Consider the following 17,418-nt stretch of genomic DNA (forward strand, 5'->3'; position numbering starts at 1 on the left):
AAAGTGTTGGTTACTCTGTACACAGTCATAGATGGAACAAATAACTCATGACTCACGAGCGTGAACATTGCAAGGTACAAACAATGGACATATTAAACCTTATTGAGCCGGAAACCATTTGCTTGGATTTGCAGGCTCAAACCAAAGATGAAGCGCTCAAAGAGCTCGTTGAATTGTTGGACGCGGCGGGCAAGCTCACTAGCAAAAGTCAGTTCTTGGCGGACATTTGGAAACGAGAAGAGATTGGCAATACCGGCTTTGACGAGGGTATTGCCATTCCTCACGCCAAAAGCAATGCAGTCGCTAAACCCGCAGTCGCAGTAGGCATCAGCCGAAAAGGGATTGATTACGGCGCTGATGACGGCGAACTGTCTGACGTATTTTTTATGCTGGCTTCTCCGGATGGGGATGACCATCACCACATCGAAGTCTTGGCACAAATTTCCACCAAAATCATTGAAGATGGTTTCGTCAATAAGTTAAAAGCGGCGGAGTCAGTGGAGGAAGCGCGCGAACTACTCACTGACATTCAGTCGAACGCAAACGACTCAGGTTTAGATCCTCTGGAATTCGCATCTGAACCCCTTAGCCCTTGGGCACAAAAGCTGAGCAGAATGAAAGAGCACTTGCTGTTCGGCACTTCACATATGATCCCGTTTATTGTCGCGGGCGGTGTATTGCTATCTCTCTCTGTGATGATCTCAGGTCATGGTGGGGTTCCGAAAGAAGGCATTCTGGCTGATATCGCCAAAATGGGTATTGCTGGTCTGACACTATTTACCGCGGTATTAGGTGGTTACATTGCCTATTCGATCGCTGATAAGCCTGGTCTTGCTCCGGGAATGATTGGATCTTGGATTGCGGTTAGTCATTACAACACTGGCTTCTTGGGCGCGATTGTCGTCGGATTTTTCGCCGGCTTTGTGGTTTGGCTACTGAAGAAGATTCAATTGCCGGACAGCATGAGCTCCCTCGGCTCCATCTTTATCTACCCACTGGTTGGTACGTTTGTCACCTGTGGCGCAGTGATGTGGGTTATCGGCTCACCGATCGCCAGCGCAATGACGACCATGAACGATGTGCTCACAGGTATGGCAGGCTCTGGCAAAGTGATGTTGGGCACCGTACTAGGCGCAATGACCGCGTTTGACATGGGCGGCCCTATCAACAAAGTGGCGACCTTGTTTGCTCAAACACAGGTAAATACGCAACCGTGGCTAATGGGTGGCGTCGGTATCGCGATTTGTACCCCGCCTCTGGGCATGGCGTTAGCGACCTTCTTGTCGCCAAGTAAGTTTAAACGTGATGAGCGTGAGGCCGGTAAAGCCGCGGGCATCATGGGCATGATTGGCATCAGTGAAGGGGCGATTCCGTTTGCTGCCGGAGACCCTGCTCGCGTACTGCCTGCGATTGTTGCTGGTGGCATTGTCGGTAACGTGATTGGTTTCATGTTCCACGTGATTAACCACGCTCCGTGGGGCGGCTGGATTGTACTGCCAGTCGTTGATGGCAAGATTGGCTACATAGTTGGCACAATCGCAGGCTCGTTTACCACAGCATTGATTGTTATTGCGCTTAAGAAGACAGTCACAGAAGACGACAGTCCGGTAGGTCAATCTCAAGCTTATACGTCTGTGCAAGGCGAGGGCGAAGCAGACATTCTTGCCGTGACGTCTTGTCCATCAGGTGTGGCGCACACCTTCTTAGCGGCGAAGTCATTAGAAAAAGCTGCCTGTGCGTTAGGCATTAAGATCAAGGTTGAAACACAAGGGGCGAACGGCATCATTAACCGAATCACCGACAAAGATATCGCCAAGGCGAGGTTTGTCATCTTCGCTCACGATGTCGCCATCAAAGAGCCAGAACGATTCAGAAAAATGAAGGTGCTGGATGTCAGCACTAAAGACGCGATGCTCAATGCCGCAGCACTGTTGCAGGCGAAAAGAATCCCTTAAGTATGTAGCCCCTAACTCAGGCTATCTGCTAGTTAGCTCCATCATTTTTGATGGAGCTTTTTTTAGCCCTGCGAAAAGTGCTGCACTAAGAAATCAATAAAAGTGCGAATGCGCTGAGGTTGGTACTCACTATCTTTATAAACCAAGTACATTGGTAGCTTAACTGATTGATATTGCGTTAGTACTTGAATTAATTCACCGTTGATAAGCTCTTGTTCTACCATCCATTTTGGCATTGCAGCGATGCCTTGCCCAAGCTTTGCCATTTGCACCAACATCTCAGGACTATCACTTCGAACCTGTTCTTTCACTTTGACTTTAATGGTTTCATTTCCATCGCTAAAACGCCACAAGTTAGACGGATTGGAGAGTGAGTAGGTTAAGCAGCAGTGCGTACTCAAATCGTTAGCACTAAGAATAGGGTCGCGCTTGTCTATGTAACTTGGAGAGGCGAAGTAAACCAATTCGTTATCCATCAACCAACGCGCTTTTAAACCCGAGTCTTTTAGGTAGGCGGCACGAATCGCGATATCAACATTGCCTTCAGCTAAATCGACAAACTTGTCCGAAATCGACACATCAACGCTAAGCTCTGGATGTTGGTTGAGAAACTCATTCAGTGGGATGAAGATACTGTGTTTCTTCGATACTGTGACGAAAGCGCTAATCCCCAAGATGACTTTTAAGCAGCCATAGTGAACACACAGCAGCAACAGCGAGAGGTCTTAGAGGTAGCCGCATGGTGGTTTGACCTTAATGAAATGCTAGGTGATCAACTTGTGACCGTATAGGGAAATCTGGTTTTGTTCAGGTCAATAAAGCACTCATCAAAGCAGTAAATTAACGCACCAACATGGTGCATAAAGGTTGTTTATAATAAAGACCATCTACAGATAAGGAGTGGTTTATGGGACAACAGTTTAAGAAGTTTACTTATTACCTAAAGGTCGTCTTCAATCCTAGTTATGCACTAGAGGCTCTAGCGAGCTATTTAATAAAGAAGAAACGCTATAAAGTAGGATACTTTATAAAAAATCTCAGTGGTTTTTGGGGGCATGCTATAGCCCTATATCAAAGTCATAGCCTATTAACCAATGAAACGTTTGGTATTAGTGTGGAGTACATTTATACGTTTTCCTCTGCATTATGGGTGTGTGGTCTTATCGGGCTTTCATACTATGAATATAAGGTAATGTGTGGGGATAAAGCTGGTAGGAACTTACCCCCAGAGAGTAAAGGCTAGGGGAACACTAAAACAGATTACCGTGTGAATATGACTCTGCGCATGGCTATGACAGTATCACTTACAATTGAGACTATTCGGTAATATGTTTACTCACGATATCTCTAATGACTCCAAGCTCATAAGACTCAGCTGTTAAAAAGTACGCAGATATATCTTCAGCAAGCGCTTGAGTATAACTTTGTAGCTTTGCTTTTTTTAAGTCTTTTTCAATACTACTAAACACTCCATCCACAGACATAGCAACTGTAAGTCTAGTTGAAAATAATTCATAAGCTCTATCTGTTATGGGGTTTCCTTTTGGGGTATATCCATATGCTTCCTCATTATCACGGTGATAACCATACTTAGAGTGTAATTTTGTTAGTTGGTCTGTCATTTCAATAGAGCTTTGTGTATTAAATTTATCCCTTTCTATATCCTTTGCAATACTCCAAATAGAGTACAAGATAGCGTTTTTAAACCGTTTTTCTTTCTGGAGAAACACACGCATTTGTTTGGCAATATCAGCTTGTGAAAAGACATCGGTATACTCTGCATTCAACTCGTTTAAGATCCGCCATGCTTCATCGTTTCTACCAGCTAGTTGAAGATACATTGGTAAACGAAGCCTGTCTTTTACCATTAAATTGTTTGCGTCTGGACACTCATAAGCTTCTTTCAACTTCTTACAAGCCAAGTCATACTCTTTAGCTTTTTTGAGCTGAGTTGCTTGCTTCAGTAACTCTCTTGATTCCTGAGACTTATATGAGTTTATTGTATTACTTGATGAGTAAACTATTGGCTTTGACGTTTTTACTGGAACTTCTATTTCAACACTACTTGATGGTTTGTCTTGATTAGATGAAGAACTAAACAGTTTTAACAGTTTTGATAGCAACGCTGATATTCTCATAATTATTATTTATAAAATGCAAATATTATTACTGTGGTGTAGTGCATATGGAGAAAACATAGAACTACAGGTTATGTTTAAAGTTAAAGACTGGTAGTCGCAGAGCCTAGATCAGCCCTTAACATTGTTATATTTAATTTATATAAGCCTTTATTATTACGCCCAACGAGTATCCATAGTTACTGTAAACCTAAAAACTGTATTGCTTAACCAAACCGCTATCCCCTTTGGTTTCTCATGGGCTACAGCTTTTTTTATCGCTGAGAAAAGTGCTGAACTAAGAAATCAATGAAAGTGCGAATGCGCTGAGGTTGGTACTCACTATCTTTGTAAACCAAGTACATTGGTAGCTTAACTGATTGATATTGCGTTAGTACTTGAATCAGTTCACCGTTGTTAAGCTCTTGTTCTACCATCCATTTTGGCATTGCAGCGATGCCTTGCCCAAGCTTTGCCATTTGCACCAGCATCTCAGGACTGTCACTTCGAACCTGCTCTTTCACTTTGATTTTAATGGCTTCATCACTATCGCTAAAACGCCACAAGTTAGACGGATTGGAGAGTGAGTAGGTTAAGCAGCAGTGCGTACTCAAATCGTTAGCACTAAGAATAGGGTCGCGCTTGTCTATGTAACTTGGAGAGGCGAAGTAAACCAATTCGTTATCCATCAACCAACGCGCTTTTAAACCCGAGTCTTTTAGGTAGGCGGCACGAATCGCGATATCAACATTGCCTTCAACTAAATCGACAAACTTGTCCGAAACCGACACATCAACGCTAAGTTCTGGATGTTGGTTGAGAAACTCATTCAGTGGCGCAGATAACAAGCGAACGCTAAACGCACTCGGTACTGAAAGCTTGAGTTCGCCAGAGACCGACGCTTGCTCTTGTCTAAGCTGCGACTCGAAGGAATCCATTTGTTCTGTGAGTGTCTGCGCCAGTTCGAGATACTGCTTTCCACCAGAAGTTAAGCTAATAGCGCGTGCATGACGGTGAAACAAGGTGATGCCAATTTCTCTCTCAAGCCACGCGATCTTCTTACTCACTGCGCTCTGAGTGGTATTGAGCTCATTGGCGGCCGAGGTAAATGAACCTAACTGAGCGACACGAGAAAAGACTTTCAAACAATCAAATTTATCCATGACGCATTCCTGCTTGGAATGATAAGTAGCTAAATACTACTCTCCTTAAGTTTTAAGTGGAATGCTTTAATACTTCCATCATCTGTTCGGGAGTTAAAATTATGGTGTTTATTCAAGGGTTGTTAATCGCGTTTTTCTTGTTTGCCAGTTCTATCAAAATCATCGGTTGGGTGAAGCCGATTTTTGAGCCACAGCTCGCTTTCTTTCATAAATATGGATTGAACCGTGCCGCTATGTTTTTGATTGGACTGGTTGAGGTAACGGGTGCAATTTTGATGTTAATTGGCTTGTTATCGGCGAACAACTTGTTAAGTGCGATAGGTGCAAGTTTTATTGTTTTCACCTCAGTTGGTGCTATGTTTTTCCATTTTCGTTTTGATACTTGGAAAGATGCGATTCCGTCTATTGTGACGCTTTTATTATCACTTTTGGTGGCTTCGCCTTTAACTGAGTTTGTTGCGCTTATTTAAGACGAAATTATTGCAAGTAATGTTCTGAAATCTTTAGTAACATGTTTCAAATAGTAACTGTTTCAAATAGTAATAGTTTCAAAACGTCACTTATTTCGAATTCAAGGAGGCTTGCAATGGAAAAACTAAGAGTAGCATTTATTGGTCTGGGTGTGATGGGATACCCAATGGCTGGTTACCTAAGTAAAGCGGGCTTTGAAACCAAAGTATACAACCGCACAAAAGCGAAAGCCGACAAATGGGCTGAAGAATACCAAGGTGTGGCTTGTGAAACACCACGTGAAGCCGCAGAAGGCTGTGACATTGTTTTTACCTGTGTGGGTAATGATGATGACGTTCGTAGCGTTGTTTACGGTGAAGAAGGCATTCTGGTCGGTTTGAAAGCGGATGCAGTGTTAGTGGACCACACGACCACTTCTGCAGACCTAGCGGTTGAGCTGGCTGAAGCGTGTGTTAAGTACGGCAATCACTTCATTGATGCGCCAGTTTCTGGTGGTCAAGCGGGTGCAGAAAATGGTGTACTAACCATCATGTGTGGTGGTGAACAAAGCATTTTTGACCGTGTGTCTCCAGCGATGGATGTGTACGCGAAGCAGATGACGCTACTGGGTGAAAACGGTCAGGGCCAACGTTGTAAGATGGTAAACCAAATCTGTATTGGTGGCGTTTTACAAGGTCTGAGTGAAGCTTTGCTGCTGGCACAAAAATCAGGTTTGGACATCGCTCAAGTTGTAGAAACGTTGAAGCATGGCGCTGCAGGTTCATGGCAGATGGAAAACCGCGCAAATACGATGGCGGAAGATAAGTTCGATTTTGGCTTCGCTATTGATTGGATGCGCAAAGACTTGGGTTTCTGCCTGCAAGAAGCAGAGCGAGTGGGTCTAGAACTTCCACTGACTAAGAAAGTGGATGAGCAATACGCAGACCTTCAACGCGATGGTTTAGGGCGCATGGATACATCAGTACTGATCAAAGCGGTCGCTAAAAATCAGTAGTTGATGTGTCAGTAATAGATAAACAGTTCTTTGGTATCAAAGAGCTTAAAGAAATCTAAGTTAATCATAATGAATCTCCTTGAGCATTGGTTGTGGCTAGTGATTAAGGATTAGTAATTTGAAATCAGGAGGTGCTGTTGGGCACCTCCTTTTTTATGTCTTTTAATCACACAGCGTGATGATTACAGCGTTCGCTTACTTGTTTAAGCCTAGCGCAATCTCAAGACCTTTGCCGTACGCTTCGTCCGCTTGGTATGCGTGTTGAACGTGGCGCTGTTGGATGAACTCTGGCACACCGTCCATTGCGCGAGCTGTGTTGTCGAACAGAGTTTGACGTTGCTCTTCGCTCATCAGACGGAATAGGTCACCCGCTTGGCTGAAGTAGTCTTCGTCTACACGGTGATCGTAGTGATCAGCGTTGCCATTGATGCGTAGAGGTGGCTCAGAGTAATCTGGTTGCTCTGCCCATTCTTGTTTGTAGTTTGGCTCGTAACCCAGTGTTGAACCAAAGTTGCCATCAACGCGCATTGCGCCATCGCGGTGGTAGCTGTGAACAGGGCAACGAGGTGCGTTCACAGGGATTTGATGGTGGTTCACACCTAGGCGGTAACGCTGAGCATCGCCGTAAGCGAACAGACGACCTTGTAACATCTTATCTGGAGAGAAGCCGATACCAGGGACTACTGCTGCTGGGTTGAACGCTGACTGCTCAACTTCTGCGTAGAAGTTTTCTGGGTTACGGTTCAGTTCAAACTCACCAACTGGGATCAGTGGGTAGTCTTTTTGAGACCATACACGTGTAAGGTCGAATGGGTTGAAGTTGACTTCATCCGCTTCTAGTTCCGGCATGATCTGTACGTACATCTTCCATTTAGGGAAGTCTTGACGCTCAATCGCTTCGTAAAGGTCACGGTGATGGCTTTCGCGGTCTTTACCTACGATCGCTTCTGCTTCTTGGTCAGTCAGGTTCTTGATGCCTTGCTGAGTTTTGAAGTGGAATTTCACCCAGTAACGCTCGTTTTCTGCGTTGATGAAGCTGAATGTGTGGCTACCAAAACCATGCATATGACGGTAAGAAGCTGGGATACCACGGTCACTCATTACGATAGTCACTTGGTGGAATGCTTCTGGTAGTGATGTCCAGAAATCCCAGTTGTTGGTAGAGCTACGCATGTTAGTGCGAGGGTCGCGTTTTACTGCGTGGTTTAGGTCTGGGAATTTTAGTGGGTCACGTAGGAAGAATACTGGTGTGTTGTTACCAACCAAGTCCCAGTTACCTTCTTCAGTGTAGAATTTTAGTGCGAAACCACGGATGTCGCGTTCTGCGTCTGCTGCACCGCGCTCACCAGCTACGGTCGTGAAGCGAGCGAATAGTTCTGTTTTTTTACCGATGTCAGAGAAGATTTTCGCGCGAGTGTATTTTGTAATGTCGTGCGTTACAGTGAACGTACCGTAAGCACCAGAGCCTTTTGCGTGCATACGACGCTCTGGGATCACTTCGCGGTCAAAGTGCGCTAATTTTTCAAGGAACCAAACGTCTTGTAATAGTTGAGGGCCACGAGGACCAGCAGTCATAACGTTTTGGTTATGGGCGACAGGGCAACCTGCTGCTGTAGTCAGTTTTTTGCTCATTTGATTTTCCTTGCAATATAGTGATTATTTATCGACTTTTCGGCAACTGCTCGAAAGTTATGCAAGGAGAATAGCGCTGCAACTGAGAATAAAAAAACTGTTATTAGCAATCAGTGTGATAGGTATCACCTATGCTTTAAGTGCTTGTTAAACAATGCCTTTGTGTCAATTAACATTATTTGTCGTATGGATTAAAGGTTGTTCTTGAATATGGCTTATATGAATAATTTCTGTCTATTTCAATTAAATCGGAAATAGACAGAAACTTAGGCTACTCAGCGCAGATTGGCAGTCATTAAGTTAGCCATACTTTACCTCTAGCTCTTCAGCTTTGTGGAATGCTGGATGAGTGGCAAGCTGTGCACCATAACGTTGGATGTTTGGGAAGCGCTCAATGACGCCAAACTTGTTTAGGATATCGACGACAAAAGACATCATGAAATCCGCGCCTGTTAGTCGCTCTTCTACAAAGTAGGTTTTCCCTTCTAGGCTTTGATCAACGTAGCCCATGACTTTCATGGTTTCCGCGTCGGCGTAGTCCGCAAGGAAATTGGTCTGTGCGCCATCTTTAGCAACAAACATCTTGAGCAGCAGGGGAACCATGGCTGAGCTCTCTGCAAAATGCAGCCATTGAATGTACTGCGTGTAAGCTTTACTGCCACGCACTGGTGCAAAACGTCCATCTGCATACTTTTCAATTAAGTATTCAGTGATAGCACCAGACTCTGTAACGATCTCGTCGCCATCTTCCAATACAGGTGACTTGCCGAGTGGGTGAATACTCTTGAGCTCAGGTGGCGCAAGGAAGGTGACGCTGTCACGAAGGTAGGGCACGATCTCATAATCCACCCCTAATTCTTCTAACAACCAAATGATGCGTTTTGAGCGAGACTGGTTTAAATGATGCAGTTTAATCATAGAAGAATCCTTTCTATACGGGTTGATTGGTTTGAATAACAAGTTTGCCGAAGTTTTTGCCTTCCAGCAGACCGATGAATGCTTCTGGCGCATTTTCTAAACCTTCCACTAAATGCTCACGGTAGTGGATTTTGCCTTCCGCTAGCCATTGGCTTACATCTTTCACGAAATTTGTGTAGCTTTGCTCATAGTGATCAAAAATGATGAAACCTTGCATCTTGATGCGTTTGACCAGGATGTTGCCCATCAACATCGACATACGATCGGGACCTTCTGGTAACGCTGTCGCGTTGTATTGAGAAATCAAACCACAAAGTGGCACGCGAGCGCCGACATTTAACAGAGGTAACACGGCATCAAAGACTTTACCGCCTACGTTTTCAAAGTAGACATCGATACCTTTGTCGCATGTAGCTGCTAGTTGATCTGCAAAGTCATCTGCGGTGTGATCAAGACAATCATCAAAGCCTAGGGTCTCTTTTGCGTACTGACACTTCTCTGCGCCGCCCGCGACACCAATCACGCGGCAACCTTTTAGCTTACCGATTTGACCAACCATAGAACCAACTGCACCTGTTGCGGCTGCGACAACTAGAGTATCACCAGCTTTAGGCTGACCAATTTCCAATAACCCCACGTAAGCGGTAAAGCCAGGCATACCAAGTACACCAAGGGCATAAGAAGGATGCGTCGGCTCACTGCCTAATTTAAATAGACCTTCGCCGTTAGATAGCGCGTAATCTTGCCAGCCTGTGTAAGCTACCACCCATTCGCCTGCTTGGAAGTCAGAGTTCTTCGATTCCACGACCTGACAAACGGTCCCGCCAACCATCACGTCGTTTAGTTCAACGGGATCTGCGTAGGATTTGCCTTCATTCATTCGACCGCGCATATATGGGTCGAGAGATAGGTATACGCTGCGCAGAAGCACTTCACCTTCACTTGGAGTAGGGATAGCAGTTTGTTCTAAACGGAAGTTCTCTGGGACTGGCGAACCTTTTGGACGGTTAGCCAATACGATTTGACGGTTAAGCGTTTGGGTCATGGTAAGTTCCTACATTAATTATTAGACCAGTCGTCTAGTTTTTATTCCTAAAAAATCCGCCGTACTTTTTGGGTAAAGATAAGGCGGATTAAGTGTGGTTCGTTATTTGCCTTTTAGCATACTTTGAGTGCTCTCAAAGCTGCGTATTAAGCCGGAACGATCCTGATACAGTTTGTTGAGTAAGCTTGCACCAATCCATTGATGATAAATCAAGTGGGCGGTTTGTTCTGCTGATTCAACTTGGATAGAGCCGTCTTCAATGCCCGCTTGGACACAATCTTCGATGGCTTTCACCACTTGAGTGGCACCCGAAGCCAGTCTTACACGCATTGCTTCTGAAAGATCAGAAACTTCCGCGCTCAACTTCACCACCAAGCATTTGTTGGCATTACATTGACCATTTTCAATCGCCATCCAGCGCTCGAAGTAGCTCAACAGGCGCTCGGAACCAGAGCCTTCACTTTCAGTAAAGTGGGCTGTGATCATTTTAAGGTAGCGAGAGAAGTAATCTTCAATCAATGCCTCACCAAATTGCTCTTTCGACTTGAAGTAGTGGTAGAAAGAGCCTTTCGGCACATCCGCTACCTTTAATAGTTCTGAGAGTCCAACACTGGTAAAACCTTTGGTCACTACCAACTGGTAGCCGACATCAAGAATGTGTTGGCGTGTATCGTTCGTTTTTGCATTCATGACTAATACTATAAAAGCGATTAGACCAGTCGTCTAGTAATTTGTAAATCTTACTTGATCAGTTCGTATTCAATCACATACAGCTCATCGATATTTGGGTAGATCTCACGGATAAGTTCTTTCAGTTTTGGCAGTTCAATCGCTTCTTGCTCTGCGTGGAACTCATTGATGTCATCAAACTTCAGTGGTGCTACTGACAGGATTTTAATGTCGCATACCTTGCGATCTGTTTCTAAGGTAAACACTTCCACTTCGGTATTGGGCACGTAGTGGCTTTCTGATTCATCACGAATCGTGATTGTCTTTTTACCTGCAGTGATAAGTGGTGTTAGGAATTCAAAGAAGGTGATTTTAGTTGGATGTGAAGACATAACCGATGCTCATATTAATGTAATAGGGCGAGAGTATATCTCGCCCTTTAAGAAAAATATCCAAAAAAGTGCTCACCAAAGACGCCTATGTAGAGTCGCTATTTCGAGGTGTGTAGTTTGTCGCTTTAGAGTGTTGAGTGCGCCGAAAATATTATTATTTAACAATGAGTTTTATAAGTTTGGCACAGAAGTAACCTAATATAATACCGATCCAATTAGTGCTTAAGTCATCAAAACTGAAGGAGCGAGTTGCGATAAACAATTGGCTGAACTCCTCTAAAGAGACGATAAACAATAGGACGATCAGTAACCGAATACCAAACATGTCCGCGTTTGTTGCTGTCACCCATTTAGGGAAGTTAAACACGGCTAGAAAACCAATCAAAAGGCTAAAGGTAAAATGTAACGTACTTGAGCCGCCGACATAATTCTCTAGATTTTGGTACGTGGCATGACTGATATCAGAACTCTTCCAAAGCGATAGAGAAATCGTCAGTAGTAACACTCCGATAAAGCTAATTCGCGCAATCGTATTTGTCATATTTACCCCACTGGAAAAAAGCCAAGATAACGTTTCACGAAGTAGAGTGCGGCTAAGTTTTGGATTGCTAAACCTATCGCCATTGCCCAAGCTGCGCCTAATACGCCGTACCATTGAGAGAGCGTGACCAGTAATGTAATGGAGATGACACCAGATACGATAGTGATGTATTTCATGGTCTTTTCATGTCCACTCATAAGCAATAAAAACCCAACTGAACCTGTTGCTACATTCACTAGTTGCCCTAGCGACAATGCAACGAGTAAGGGCGCAGCTGCAGTAAACTCTTTGCCAAACAGTTGCATGACAAACTCAGGAAAGGCGACGCACACAACCACGGGAATCATTGCTGCTCCAATATTTGCACGGCATGCCAAACGACTAAGGCTTTGCAGTCGATCTAGTTTTCCTTCCTTATAGAGTGAAGCAAACATCGGAGCGACGACGAAGTTAATTGTGACTAACACAAAGCCAATGAGTAATGAGGTGCGTTGTGCTGCAGCGAGTAAGCCAAGATCGGAAGTTGCGAGAAAGAAACCCGCAATGACCAAGCTGCCCCACTGAACCAAATTGGAAAAGATGCTGCCAAACCAAACTTGTTTTGCTGAATAGGTTAGCTCGGTATTTTTCTCCGTTTTCCCATGACTATATTGATCAGACTTAAGCCATTTGATGCTCGATTGGAGAGCGACAGCCCCTGTTGCTATAACGAGTAAAATCATAAGGAGATCTGCATCAATTGAGTAAGCTCTCTGAGCCACTAATACCAGCGCAACCATAAAGAAGCTCACGCCGAGTTGTAACGCAAATAGCGAGGGGACAACTCGTCTAGAGGCTTGCAATACTCGGCTATTTGTCTGTCCAATAACGAGTAATGGGATCGACAACAAAGCAAGTGCCAGTGCAGCGTCGGAAACGCCAGTTGTGTTTACGTGTTTAGGGAAAAAGTTGAATGCCAAGTAGATAAAAGTACACGCTGCTACACTAAACAACAGACTTCGTGCTAGCGCGATACGGTAGTTGTTGCTCTGTTCCTCACTATTGTTATTCGAGAAACCAATAGCGTTGTACTTAACAAGCGAAACATCAAATCCTAACTGAGAAATAATGGCAGTGAAGTAAGCGAGATTAAACAAAAAGAAAAACTGCCCTGATGTCGATGCATCTGTGACTCGGGAAACGATGAGCGTTAAAAGAAACGCAAAACCAGCACTCAGAACACGGGTAACTGCGGTTTGAAAGCCGAGGGAAAACAGACTTTTTTCCTTGTTCTGAGTGGCTGCGCGCTTTTGTTGTAGTTGTTGAAGCATTTGATCCTCTAGCTGTAAATGCTGATTAGCGCGATTCGTTGTTTTTCTTCACTAAATGTTTCATTGAGCTCCTTTGAGTACTGATTGAAGTCAATATCGTGGTAGTGATTAATGCAATGGGTGATTTGTTTTGCCATCTCTTGTGGACCTTGTGCCAAGAAAGGGTAGTTAAGATCTTTGGTGGCACCGATAGAGCGAATGACCATAGGTAAATGCAGCTTCGCCGCTTCAAGAATGGTCAGCGGCATACCTTCCCAAGCAGCAGTATGTAAGTACAAATCCGAAGTTTTGAGTAGGCTAACGACTTCATCTCGTGGAATCATGCCCGTGACTTTAATACCTTGTGCACGTAACTGATCTTCAAGCTCTCTCTCGCCGCCACCAATCCAAGTGATATCAATATCATGTGCTAACTCAGCCTTTTTGATTTGACCGAGTGTATCAAGCAAGAACTGAGGATCTTTTTGTGGAGCGACTCGTCCTAGAATGACCAATTTCAGTTGAGTTTTGTTAGTATTTGGACTGCGCTCTTCGCTACCATAGGTTACGTAGTTATTGAGTAACTCAGCGCGCTTAGCGCCTATGCTGATGGCTAAATCGCATTCGCGTTGACTGCACCCAGCAACAACATCGATTTTTTTAAGCGCGATTTTTTCTAACGTCTTGTAAATCTGTTTGGCAAAATTGGAAATATCTTCACGTTCAAATGCATAACAGTGGGGCGTGTAGATAAGGCGAGCATGACCGAGCTTTAAGAATCGACCGAGGAAGCCCGCTTTACTTGAGTGCAAGTGAACAAAATCTGGCTTGATCTCCGCAATGAATGCGTTTGCGTCCTTCATGAATTGCAATAAGTTGCCCTCTACCCATTTTGTGTGGCTAAAGACATGGTTGCTTGATTCATTAGTCATATCATTTGAGCGAGCACGAGCAAGCAATGAATGCTCGAATGCTTCGCTACGCGAAGAGTGAACGTAGCTGTAGAGTGCTGTTTGAACCCCACCGCCAAAAGCTTCGGTTATGTGCAGTACTTTCTTCATTATGCTTTGGTCCCTGGAGTTTGCTTCCACTTGTTCTTAAATGCTGCACGCTCTTGCTCTGAGTAAAGGTGACGATAAAGAGGAAGATCGTACATGTAGAAAAGCTTGGAGAAGTCGTAACGCTCTTTAAAGTACTGATGGATATTGGAATACCACTTGTTTTTTGCTTCGTTGCTGTTTTTAAGAATAAAATCATCAAGCTGAAGAAACTCACCGATCTCTTTATCAAGGGAGCTAAGCTGTTCGCATTTAATTAGAATGACACTCGCCTTTTCATTACTGAATGTATAAAAAGGTTGAGTGTTATCAATCTCTTGGCGAAGTACATCGATGTTGAAGTTACGTTTAAGCTCGTTATCGAACCAGTTAGCAAAATAATTAAGGTTAAGGTAGTTATCGAAGCAATGCTCTAAATGTTTGTAAGTCACATCCATATCGCGATGGATAGCGTCGTTTTTCTTGCCTTCGATGAATTGAATATGCAGGTCTTGGAAAAAGCGGGAGAAAACCGTTGCAATTGGATCACGTACCAGAGTCACAATCTTGATGTTGTCGCGCTTTTGTAAGATGCGTTTTCTTTTGTTGAGAACAAGGCGATACATGGTGCGGTTTTTAAAGTCGAAGAATTTACTCACATCTTTTTTATTGTGGTACATCTGGAACTCTTCGTGATCATCAAACGTGTGGATGTGATAGCTCGGAATTTTACGCTCACCCAAAGTATGCTCAATAGACGACGAACCGACTTTACCCATTTGGTAAACCAGCACGAAATTGTCTGCTTGAAGTTCTCGGTTTTTCTCAAATTGTCGAGAGATTGAATATTTCATTTATCCTATCCTTGATAGCTTTAAATTGTTTGCTCTTCGCCATTTCTATTTGTTGGTTGGTGGCGAAATCAGTTAATTGGGTTTTGAATCATGAGCAGGTTGAGAGTGGAACTCTGCCGAAACGGTTGTCTCTTGCTGGAGGTTATAATGCCTTGCTTTACTGATCATGACGGGTAGTAAAAGTATTAAAATGATGGTGGTATTCACGGCGACAAAAAACACCATGATTAGAGCGTAGATTGCGAGTAGGAAGCTCTTTCTATTCTCTTCCAATGAGTTGAAACAGCCCTTCATAAAGTGCACATAACCACCAAATAACAACAAAATGCCTAATAGCCCGTATTCGATAGAGGTATCTAGAACAAAGTTGTGGGTGTAAATCGCTAACTCATCGTAGTTAAAGTAGTTGATCATGTAGTGAGGTAACATCTTTGCTCCGACACCTAAAATTGGATATTGAAGCAAGATGTCTAACCCGTTTGCCAAGAGCAATTTACGGTGTAAATTGGAGACCCAACGCGCTTCACTTTGGTTGGCAAATAGGATGTCTTCCTGAGTAATTTCGAGCTTGTCTGCAAGCTGGTCAAAACCCACGTAAAGCGTTGTTGATACGACGAAGAAGATGACTAAACTTACCCCAATCAGAACAGTCCAAGTGTAGGTCTCACTGATGGTTTGTCGTACCAATCGCTTGATCACCAGTTGATCCATAAAAACCAACAAACAAAAACCGAGCAATGCTTTTCTCTCTTGAGAAAGAACCAGTAGTACGAATGCAAATAGCATTAATAGGGGAAAAGCGCGGATTTTGTCTCTGTAAAGGTAGAGTAGGGAGCAGAGAACACCGAAGGCGTACTTACTCACGCCCAATAGCTTGAATCCACTCTGGTAGCCTTGTGAGAAGTGCCACAGCGCAACAAGAGAGCAAATCACCAGTAAGCTGTATGTAAAATAGACCATGATTCGGTCGTCGTTAAAGACACCGTAGGCGTAAAGCAAACACAGCAAACTTAATATGGCAACCCATTGAACTGTCTCCGTAACCAAAGGCATAAATGGGACACGATTAAGAAGTCCATTGACAAAAACATAGCTGGTAAACAGTAATAAGAAGCCCATGCGAGGATGTAGCAATGCATGGGTTTTACCTTCCAGTATGATAAGAGCCACCAAACCGATCGAGAGCAAGCTTGCAATATCGGAAGGCGCGAGTACGAGGCTACCTGCTCCCACTTTAAATGGTGCGAAAAAGAGGGAGAGCGTAATTGCTGCCAGTAATGAGATGCGACTACTTACTGGTGCAGAGTTGCTGGTAAAGTCCATAGTAACCGTCTCGGAATTTGTCGATGGTGTATAACTTGGCGCGATTAACTGAGTACTCGCTTGCTCTGTTGTACATTTCTTGGGTGGTGCAAAGTTGAGTTAATTTGTGGGCAAGTTGCTTTGAATCTCCCAGATCAAACAGGTATTCGCTGCTGCCCATGACTTCATCTAATCCAGGTACGTCAGAAGACAATACTGGCAAACCTGCTGCCATCGCCTCAACCGCAGCTAAACCGAAGCCTTCCACTTTAGAAGACTGGACGTATACGTCGATGTCGCTCAGGAATGACGGAATATCAGAGATGATGCCGTGAAAATGAACCCTTTCGGCAATATTGAGTTGATGACTAAGAGACTGTAGTTCGGTGCGTTTACTACCATCTCCCGCTAAGTGAAGCTCATAATTGGTCGGCATTAGGGCAGTCGCACGAATCAAGGTTTCATGGTCTTTATGCTCATGCAGTCTTCCGACCATACCGATATTAATAACTGGCTTTTGTAGCACTGAACTGGCGGACTTTGCGACCATTGGAAAACGTTCGAGATCAACGCCATTGTGTACAACACGATATTTGTGTTGGTAGTGAGGCATGAATTTCACGAGCTCTTCTTGCACTTTTTCACTGATGCTAACAGTAAGGTTATGACCTCTGTAAAGCAGGTGTTCCATGAATTTGAATAGGGGGTAGTCACGGCGGCGGTTATAAGAACAATGCTCGGTTTGAATTCGTTTTTTCCCCACAGCTAATAGCGCGAGATAGATGGAAGGATATAGGTGACCATGAACTAAATCAGGCCAACGCAACAGTGACCACTTTTCTTTTAGTGAAAGCGTTTTCCAGTTAAAACATTCGATGCCTTGAGCAGATAACAAGTCCAGATAGTCGTTGTCATCGCACAATACAAGAATCTTTATATCGTATTGAGGTGCGTGTTCCATCACAAGATCCACAAGGAATTTTTGCGCGCCCCCATTTTTGGATAAGTCATTGATGATATGAAGTATTTTTGTTTTCAT

Annotated in this window: 17 protein-coding genes and 1 pseudogene; 4 read left to right on the forward strand and 14 right to left on the reverse strand. The window is 43.9% G+C overall.

From position 1 onward, the window contains the following. The first annotated feature begins 83 nt into the window (after window positions 1–83). Window positions 84–1,955: a fructose-specific PTS transporter subunit EIIC gene (locus NL647_RS01575; protein WP_253649521.1), complete on the forward strand. Its 1,872-nt coding sequence runs from the start codon at window positions 84–86 to the stop codon at window positions 1,953–1,955. A gap of 62 nt (window positions 1,956–2,017) precedes the next feature. On the opposite strand, the pseudogene NL647_RS01580 reads toward NL647_RS01575, so the two are convergent. Continuing rightward, window positions 2,018–2,578 (reverse strand): annotated as a pseudogene (locus tag NL647_RS01580) (substrate binding domain-containing protein); the annotation flags it as partial. A 284-nt stretch (window positions 2,579–2,862) separates the two neighbouring features. On the opposite strand from NL647_RS01580, the gene NL647_RS01585 reads away from it, so the two are divergent. Continuing rightward, a complete protein-coding gene (locus NL647_RS01585; protein ID WP_253649523.1) occupies window positions 2,863–3,198 on the forward strand; it encodes a hypothetical protein in 336 nt (111 codons plus the stop codon). Between the two features lie 73 nt (window positions 3,199–3,271). On the opposite strand, the gene NL647_RS01590 is transcribed toward NL647_RS01585, so the two are convergent. Both NL647_RS01590 and NL647_RS01595 read right to left on the reverse strand, forming a co-directional pair. Beyond that, window positions 3,272–4,093 (reverse strand): hypothetical protein, encoded by an 822-nt coding sequence (locus NL647_RS01590; protein WP_253649524.1) that lies wholly within the window; start codon window positions 4,091–4,093, stop codon window positions 3,272–3,274. A 254-nt stretch (window positions 4,094–4,347) separates the two neighbouring features. Then, window positions 4,348–5,235 carry a LysR family transcriptional regulator gene (locus tag NL647_RS01595; RefSeq protein ID WP_253649525.1) on the reverse strand — a complete coding sequence of 296 codons (888 nt, stop codon included), beginning with the start codon at window positions 5,233–5,235 and terminating at the stop codon, window positions 4,348–4,350. Between the two features lie 101 nt (window positions 5,236–5,336). Here NL647_RS01595 and NL647_RS01600 point away from each other — a divergent pair, with 101 nt between their 5' ends. Beyond that, window positions 5,337–5,705, forward strand: coding sequence for a DoxX family protein (locus NL647_RS01600; RefSeq protein ID WP_253650101.1), 369 nt, complete (start codon window positions 5,337–5,339; stop codon window positions 5,703–5,705). 116 nt (window positions 5,706–5,821) lie between these two features. Further along, window positions 5,822–6,700 (forward strand): NAD(P)-dependent oxidoreductase, encoded by an 879-nt coding sequence (locus tag NL647_RS01605; protein ID WP_010452745.1) that lies wholly within the window; start codon window positions 5,822–5,824, stop codon window positions 6,698–6,700. Between the two features lie 195 nt (window positions 6,701–6,895). On the opposite strand, the gene NL647_RS01610 is transcribed toward NL647_RS01605, so the two are convergent. From NL647_RS01610 to NL647_RS01660, 11 genes are all read right to left on the reverse strand, one after another. Further along, complete coding sequence (locus NL647_RS01610) at window positions 6,896–8,332, reverse strand: catalase (RefSeq protein WP_009704876.1); 1,437 nt, start codon at window positions 8,330–8,332, stop codon at window positions 6,896–6,898. Window positions 8,333–8,632: 300 nt separating this feature from the next. Further along, the gene (locus NL647_RS01615) at window positions 8,633–9,250 is read right to left on the reverse strand and encodes a glutathione S-transferase family protein (protein WP_253649526.1); all 618 of its coding nucleotides are present in this window, start codon (window positions 9,248–9,250) and stop codon (window positions 8,633–8,635) included. 13 nt (window positions 9,251–9,263) lie between these two features. After that, a complete protein-coding gene (locus NL647_RS01620) occupies window positions 9,264–10,295 on the reverse strand; it encodes an NADP-dependent oxidoreductase (protein WP_253649527.1) in 1,032 nt (343 codons plus the stop codon). Window positions 10,296–10,397: 102 nt separating this feature from the next. Further along, on the reverse strand, window positions 10,398–10,985 hold the full coding sequence (locus NL647_RS01625) for a TetR/AcrR family transcriptional regulator (RefSeq protein ID WP_009697152.1): 588 nt from the start codon (window positions 10,983–10,985) through the stop codon (window positions 10,398–10,400). Window positions 10,986–11,035: 50 nt separating this feature from the next. Further along, a complete protein-coding gene (gene yqfB / locus NL647_RS01630) occupies window positions 11,036–11,356 on the reverse strand; it encodes a N(4)-acetylcytidine aminohydrolase (protein ID WP_005432046.1) in 321 nt (106 codons plus the stop codon). A gap of 154 nt (window positions 11,357–11,510) precedes the next feature. Beyond that, window positions 11,511–11,897: a VanZ family protein gene (locus NL647_RS01635; RefSeq protein ID WP_009697151.1), complete on the reverse strand. Its 387-nt coding sequence runs from the start codon at window positions 11,895–11,897 to the stop codon at window positions 11,511–11,513. A 2-nt stretch (window positions 11,898–11,899) separates the two neighbouring features. Then, window positions 11,900–13,207 (reverse strand): oligosaccharide flippase family protein, encoded by a 1,308-nt coding sequence (locus tag NL647_RS01640; RefSeq protein WP_017188673.1) that lies wholly within the window; start codon window positions 13,205–13,207, stop codon window positions 11,900–11,902. 8 nt (window positions 13,208–13,215) lie between these two features. Next, entirely contained in the window at window positions 13,216–14,247 is a 1,032-nt protein-coding gene (locus tag NL647_RS01645; RefSeq protein ID WP_009697149.1) for a glycosyltransferase, read from the reverse strand. Next, on the reverse strand, window positions 14,247–15,077 hold the full coding sequence (locus NL647_RS01650) for a putative capsular polysaccharide synthesis family protein (protein ID WP_029790091.1): 831 nt from the start codon (window positions 15,075–15,077) through the stop codon (window positions 14,247–14,249). The genes NL647_RS01645 and NL647_RS01650 overlap by 1 nt, the downstream gene beginning before the upstream one ends. Before the next feature lie 72 nt (window positions 15,078–15,149). Continuing rightward, complete coding sequence (locus NL647_RS01655; RefSeq protein ID WP_017188676.1) at window positions 15,150–16,400, reverse strand: O-antigen ligase family protein; 1,251 nt, start codon at window positions 16,398–16,400, stop codon at window positions 15,150–15,152. After that, window positions 16,366–17,418 carry a glycosyltransferase gene (locus NL647_RS01660; protein WP_009697146.1) on the reverse strand — a complete coding sequence of 351 codons (1,053 nt, stop codon included), beginning with the start codon at window positions 17,416–17,418 and terminating at the stop codon, window positions 16,366–16,368. The genes NL647_RS01655 and NL647_RS01660 overlap by 35 nt, the downstream gene beginning before the upstream one ends.

The sequence above is a fragment of the Vibrio sp. Y29_XK_CS5 genome (assembly GCF_024181835.1).
GTDB lineage: Bacteria > Pseudomonadota > Gammaproteobacteria > Enterobacterales > Vibrionaceae > Vibrio > Vibrio harveyi.

Coding starts and splice junctions, on each gene's coding strand:
- NL647_RS01575 (WP_253649521.1), top strand. CDS start 84: ATGGACATATTAAACCTTATTGAGCCGGAAACCATTTGCTTGGATTTG.
- NL647_RS01585 (WP_253649523.1), top strand. CDS start 2,863: ATGGGACAACAGTTTAAGAAGTTTACTTATTACCTAAAGGTCGTCTTC.
- NL647_RS01590 (WP_253649524.1), bottom strand. CDS start 4,093: ATGAGAATATCAGCGTTGCTATCAAAACTGTTAAAACTGTTTAGTTCT.
- NL647_RS01595 (WP_253649525.1), bottom strand. CDS start 5,235: ATGGATAAATTTGATTGTTTGAAAGTCTTTTCTCGTGTCGCTCAGTTA.
- NL647_RS01600 (WP_253650101.1), top strand. CDS start 5,337: ATGGTGTTTATTCAAGGGTTGTTAATCGCGTTTTTCTTGTTTGCCAGT.
- NL647_RS01605 (WP_010452745.1), top strand. CDS start 5,822: ATGGAAAAACTAAGAGTAGCATTTATTGGTCTGGGTGTGATGGGATAC.
- NL647_RS01610 (WP_009704876.1), bottom strand. CDS start 8,332: ATGAGCAAAAAACTGACTACAGCAGCAGGTTGCCCTGTCGCCCATAAC.
- NL647_RS01615 (WP_253649526.1), bottom strand. CDS start 9,250: ATGATTAAACTGCATCATTTAAACCAGTCTCGCTCAAAACGCATCATT.
- NL647_RS01620 (WP_253649527.1), bottom strand. CDS start 10,295: ATGACCCAAACGCTTAACCGTCAAATCGTATTGGCTAACCGTCCAAAA.
- NL647_RS01625 (WP_009697152.1), bottom strand. CDS start 10,985: ATGAATGCAAAAACGAACGATACACGCCAACACATTCTTGATGTCGGC.
- yqfB (WP_005432046.1), bottom strand. CDS start 11,356: ATGTCTTCACATCCAACTAAAATCACCTTCTTTGAATTCCTAACACCA.
- NL647_RS01635 (WP_009697151.1), bottom strand. CDS start 11,897: ATGACAAATACGATTGCGCGAATTAGCTTTATCGGAGTGTTACTACTG.
- NL647_RS01640 (WP_017188673.1), bottom strand. CDS start 13,207: ATGCTTCAACAACTACAACAAAAGCGCGCAGCCACTCAGAACAAGGAA.
- NL647_RS01645 (WP_009697149.1), bottom strand. CDS start 14,247: ATGAAGAAAGTACTGCACATAACCGAAGCTTTTGGCGGTGGGGTTCAA.
- NL647_RS01650 (WP_029790091.1), bottom strand. CDS start 15,077: ATGAAATATTCAATCTCTCGACAATTTGAGAAAAACCGAGAACTTCAA.
- NL647_RS01655 (WP_017188676.1), bottom strand. CDS start 16,400: ATGGACTTTACCAGCAACTCTGCACCAGTAAGTAGTCGCATCTCATTA.
- NL647_RS01660 (WP_009697146.1), bottom strand. CDS start 17,418: ATGAAAACAAAAATACTTCATATCATCAATGACTTATCCAAAAATGGG.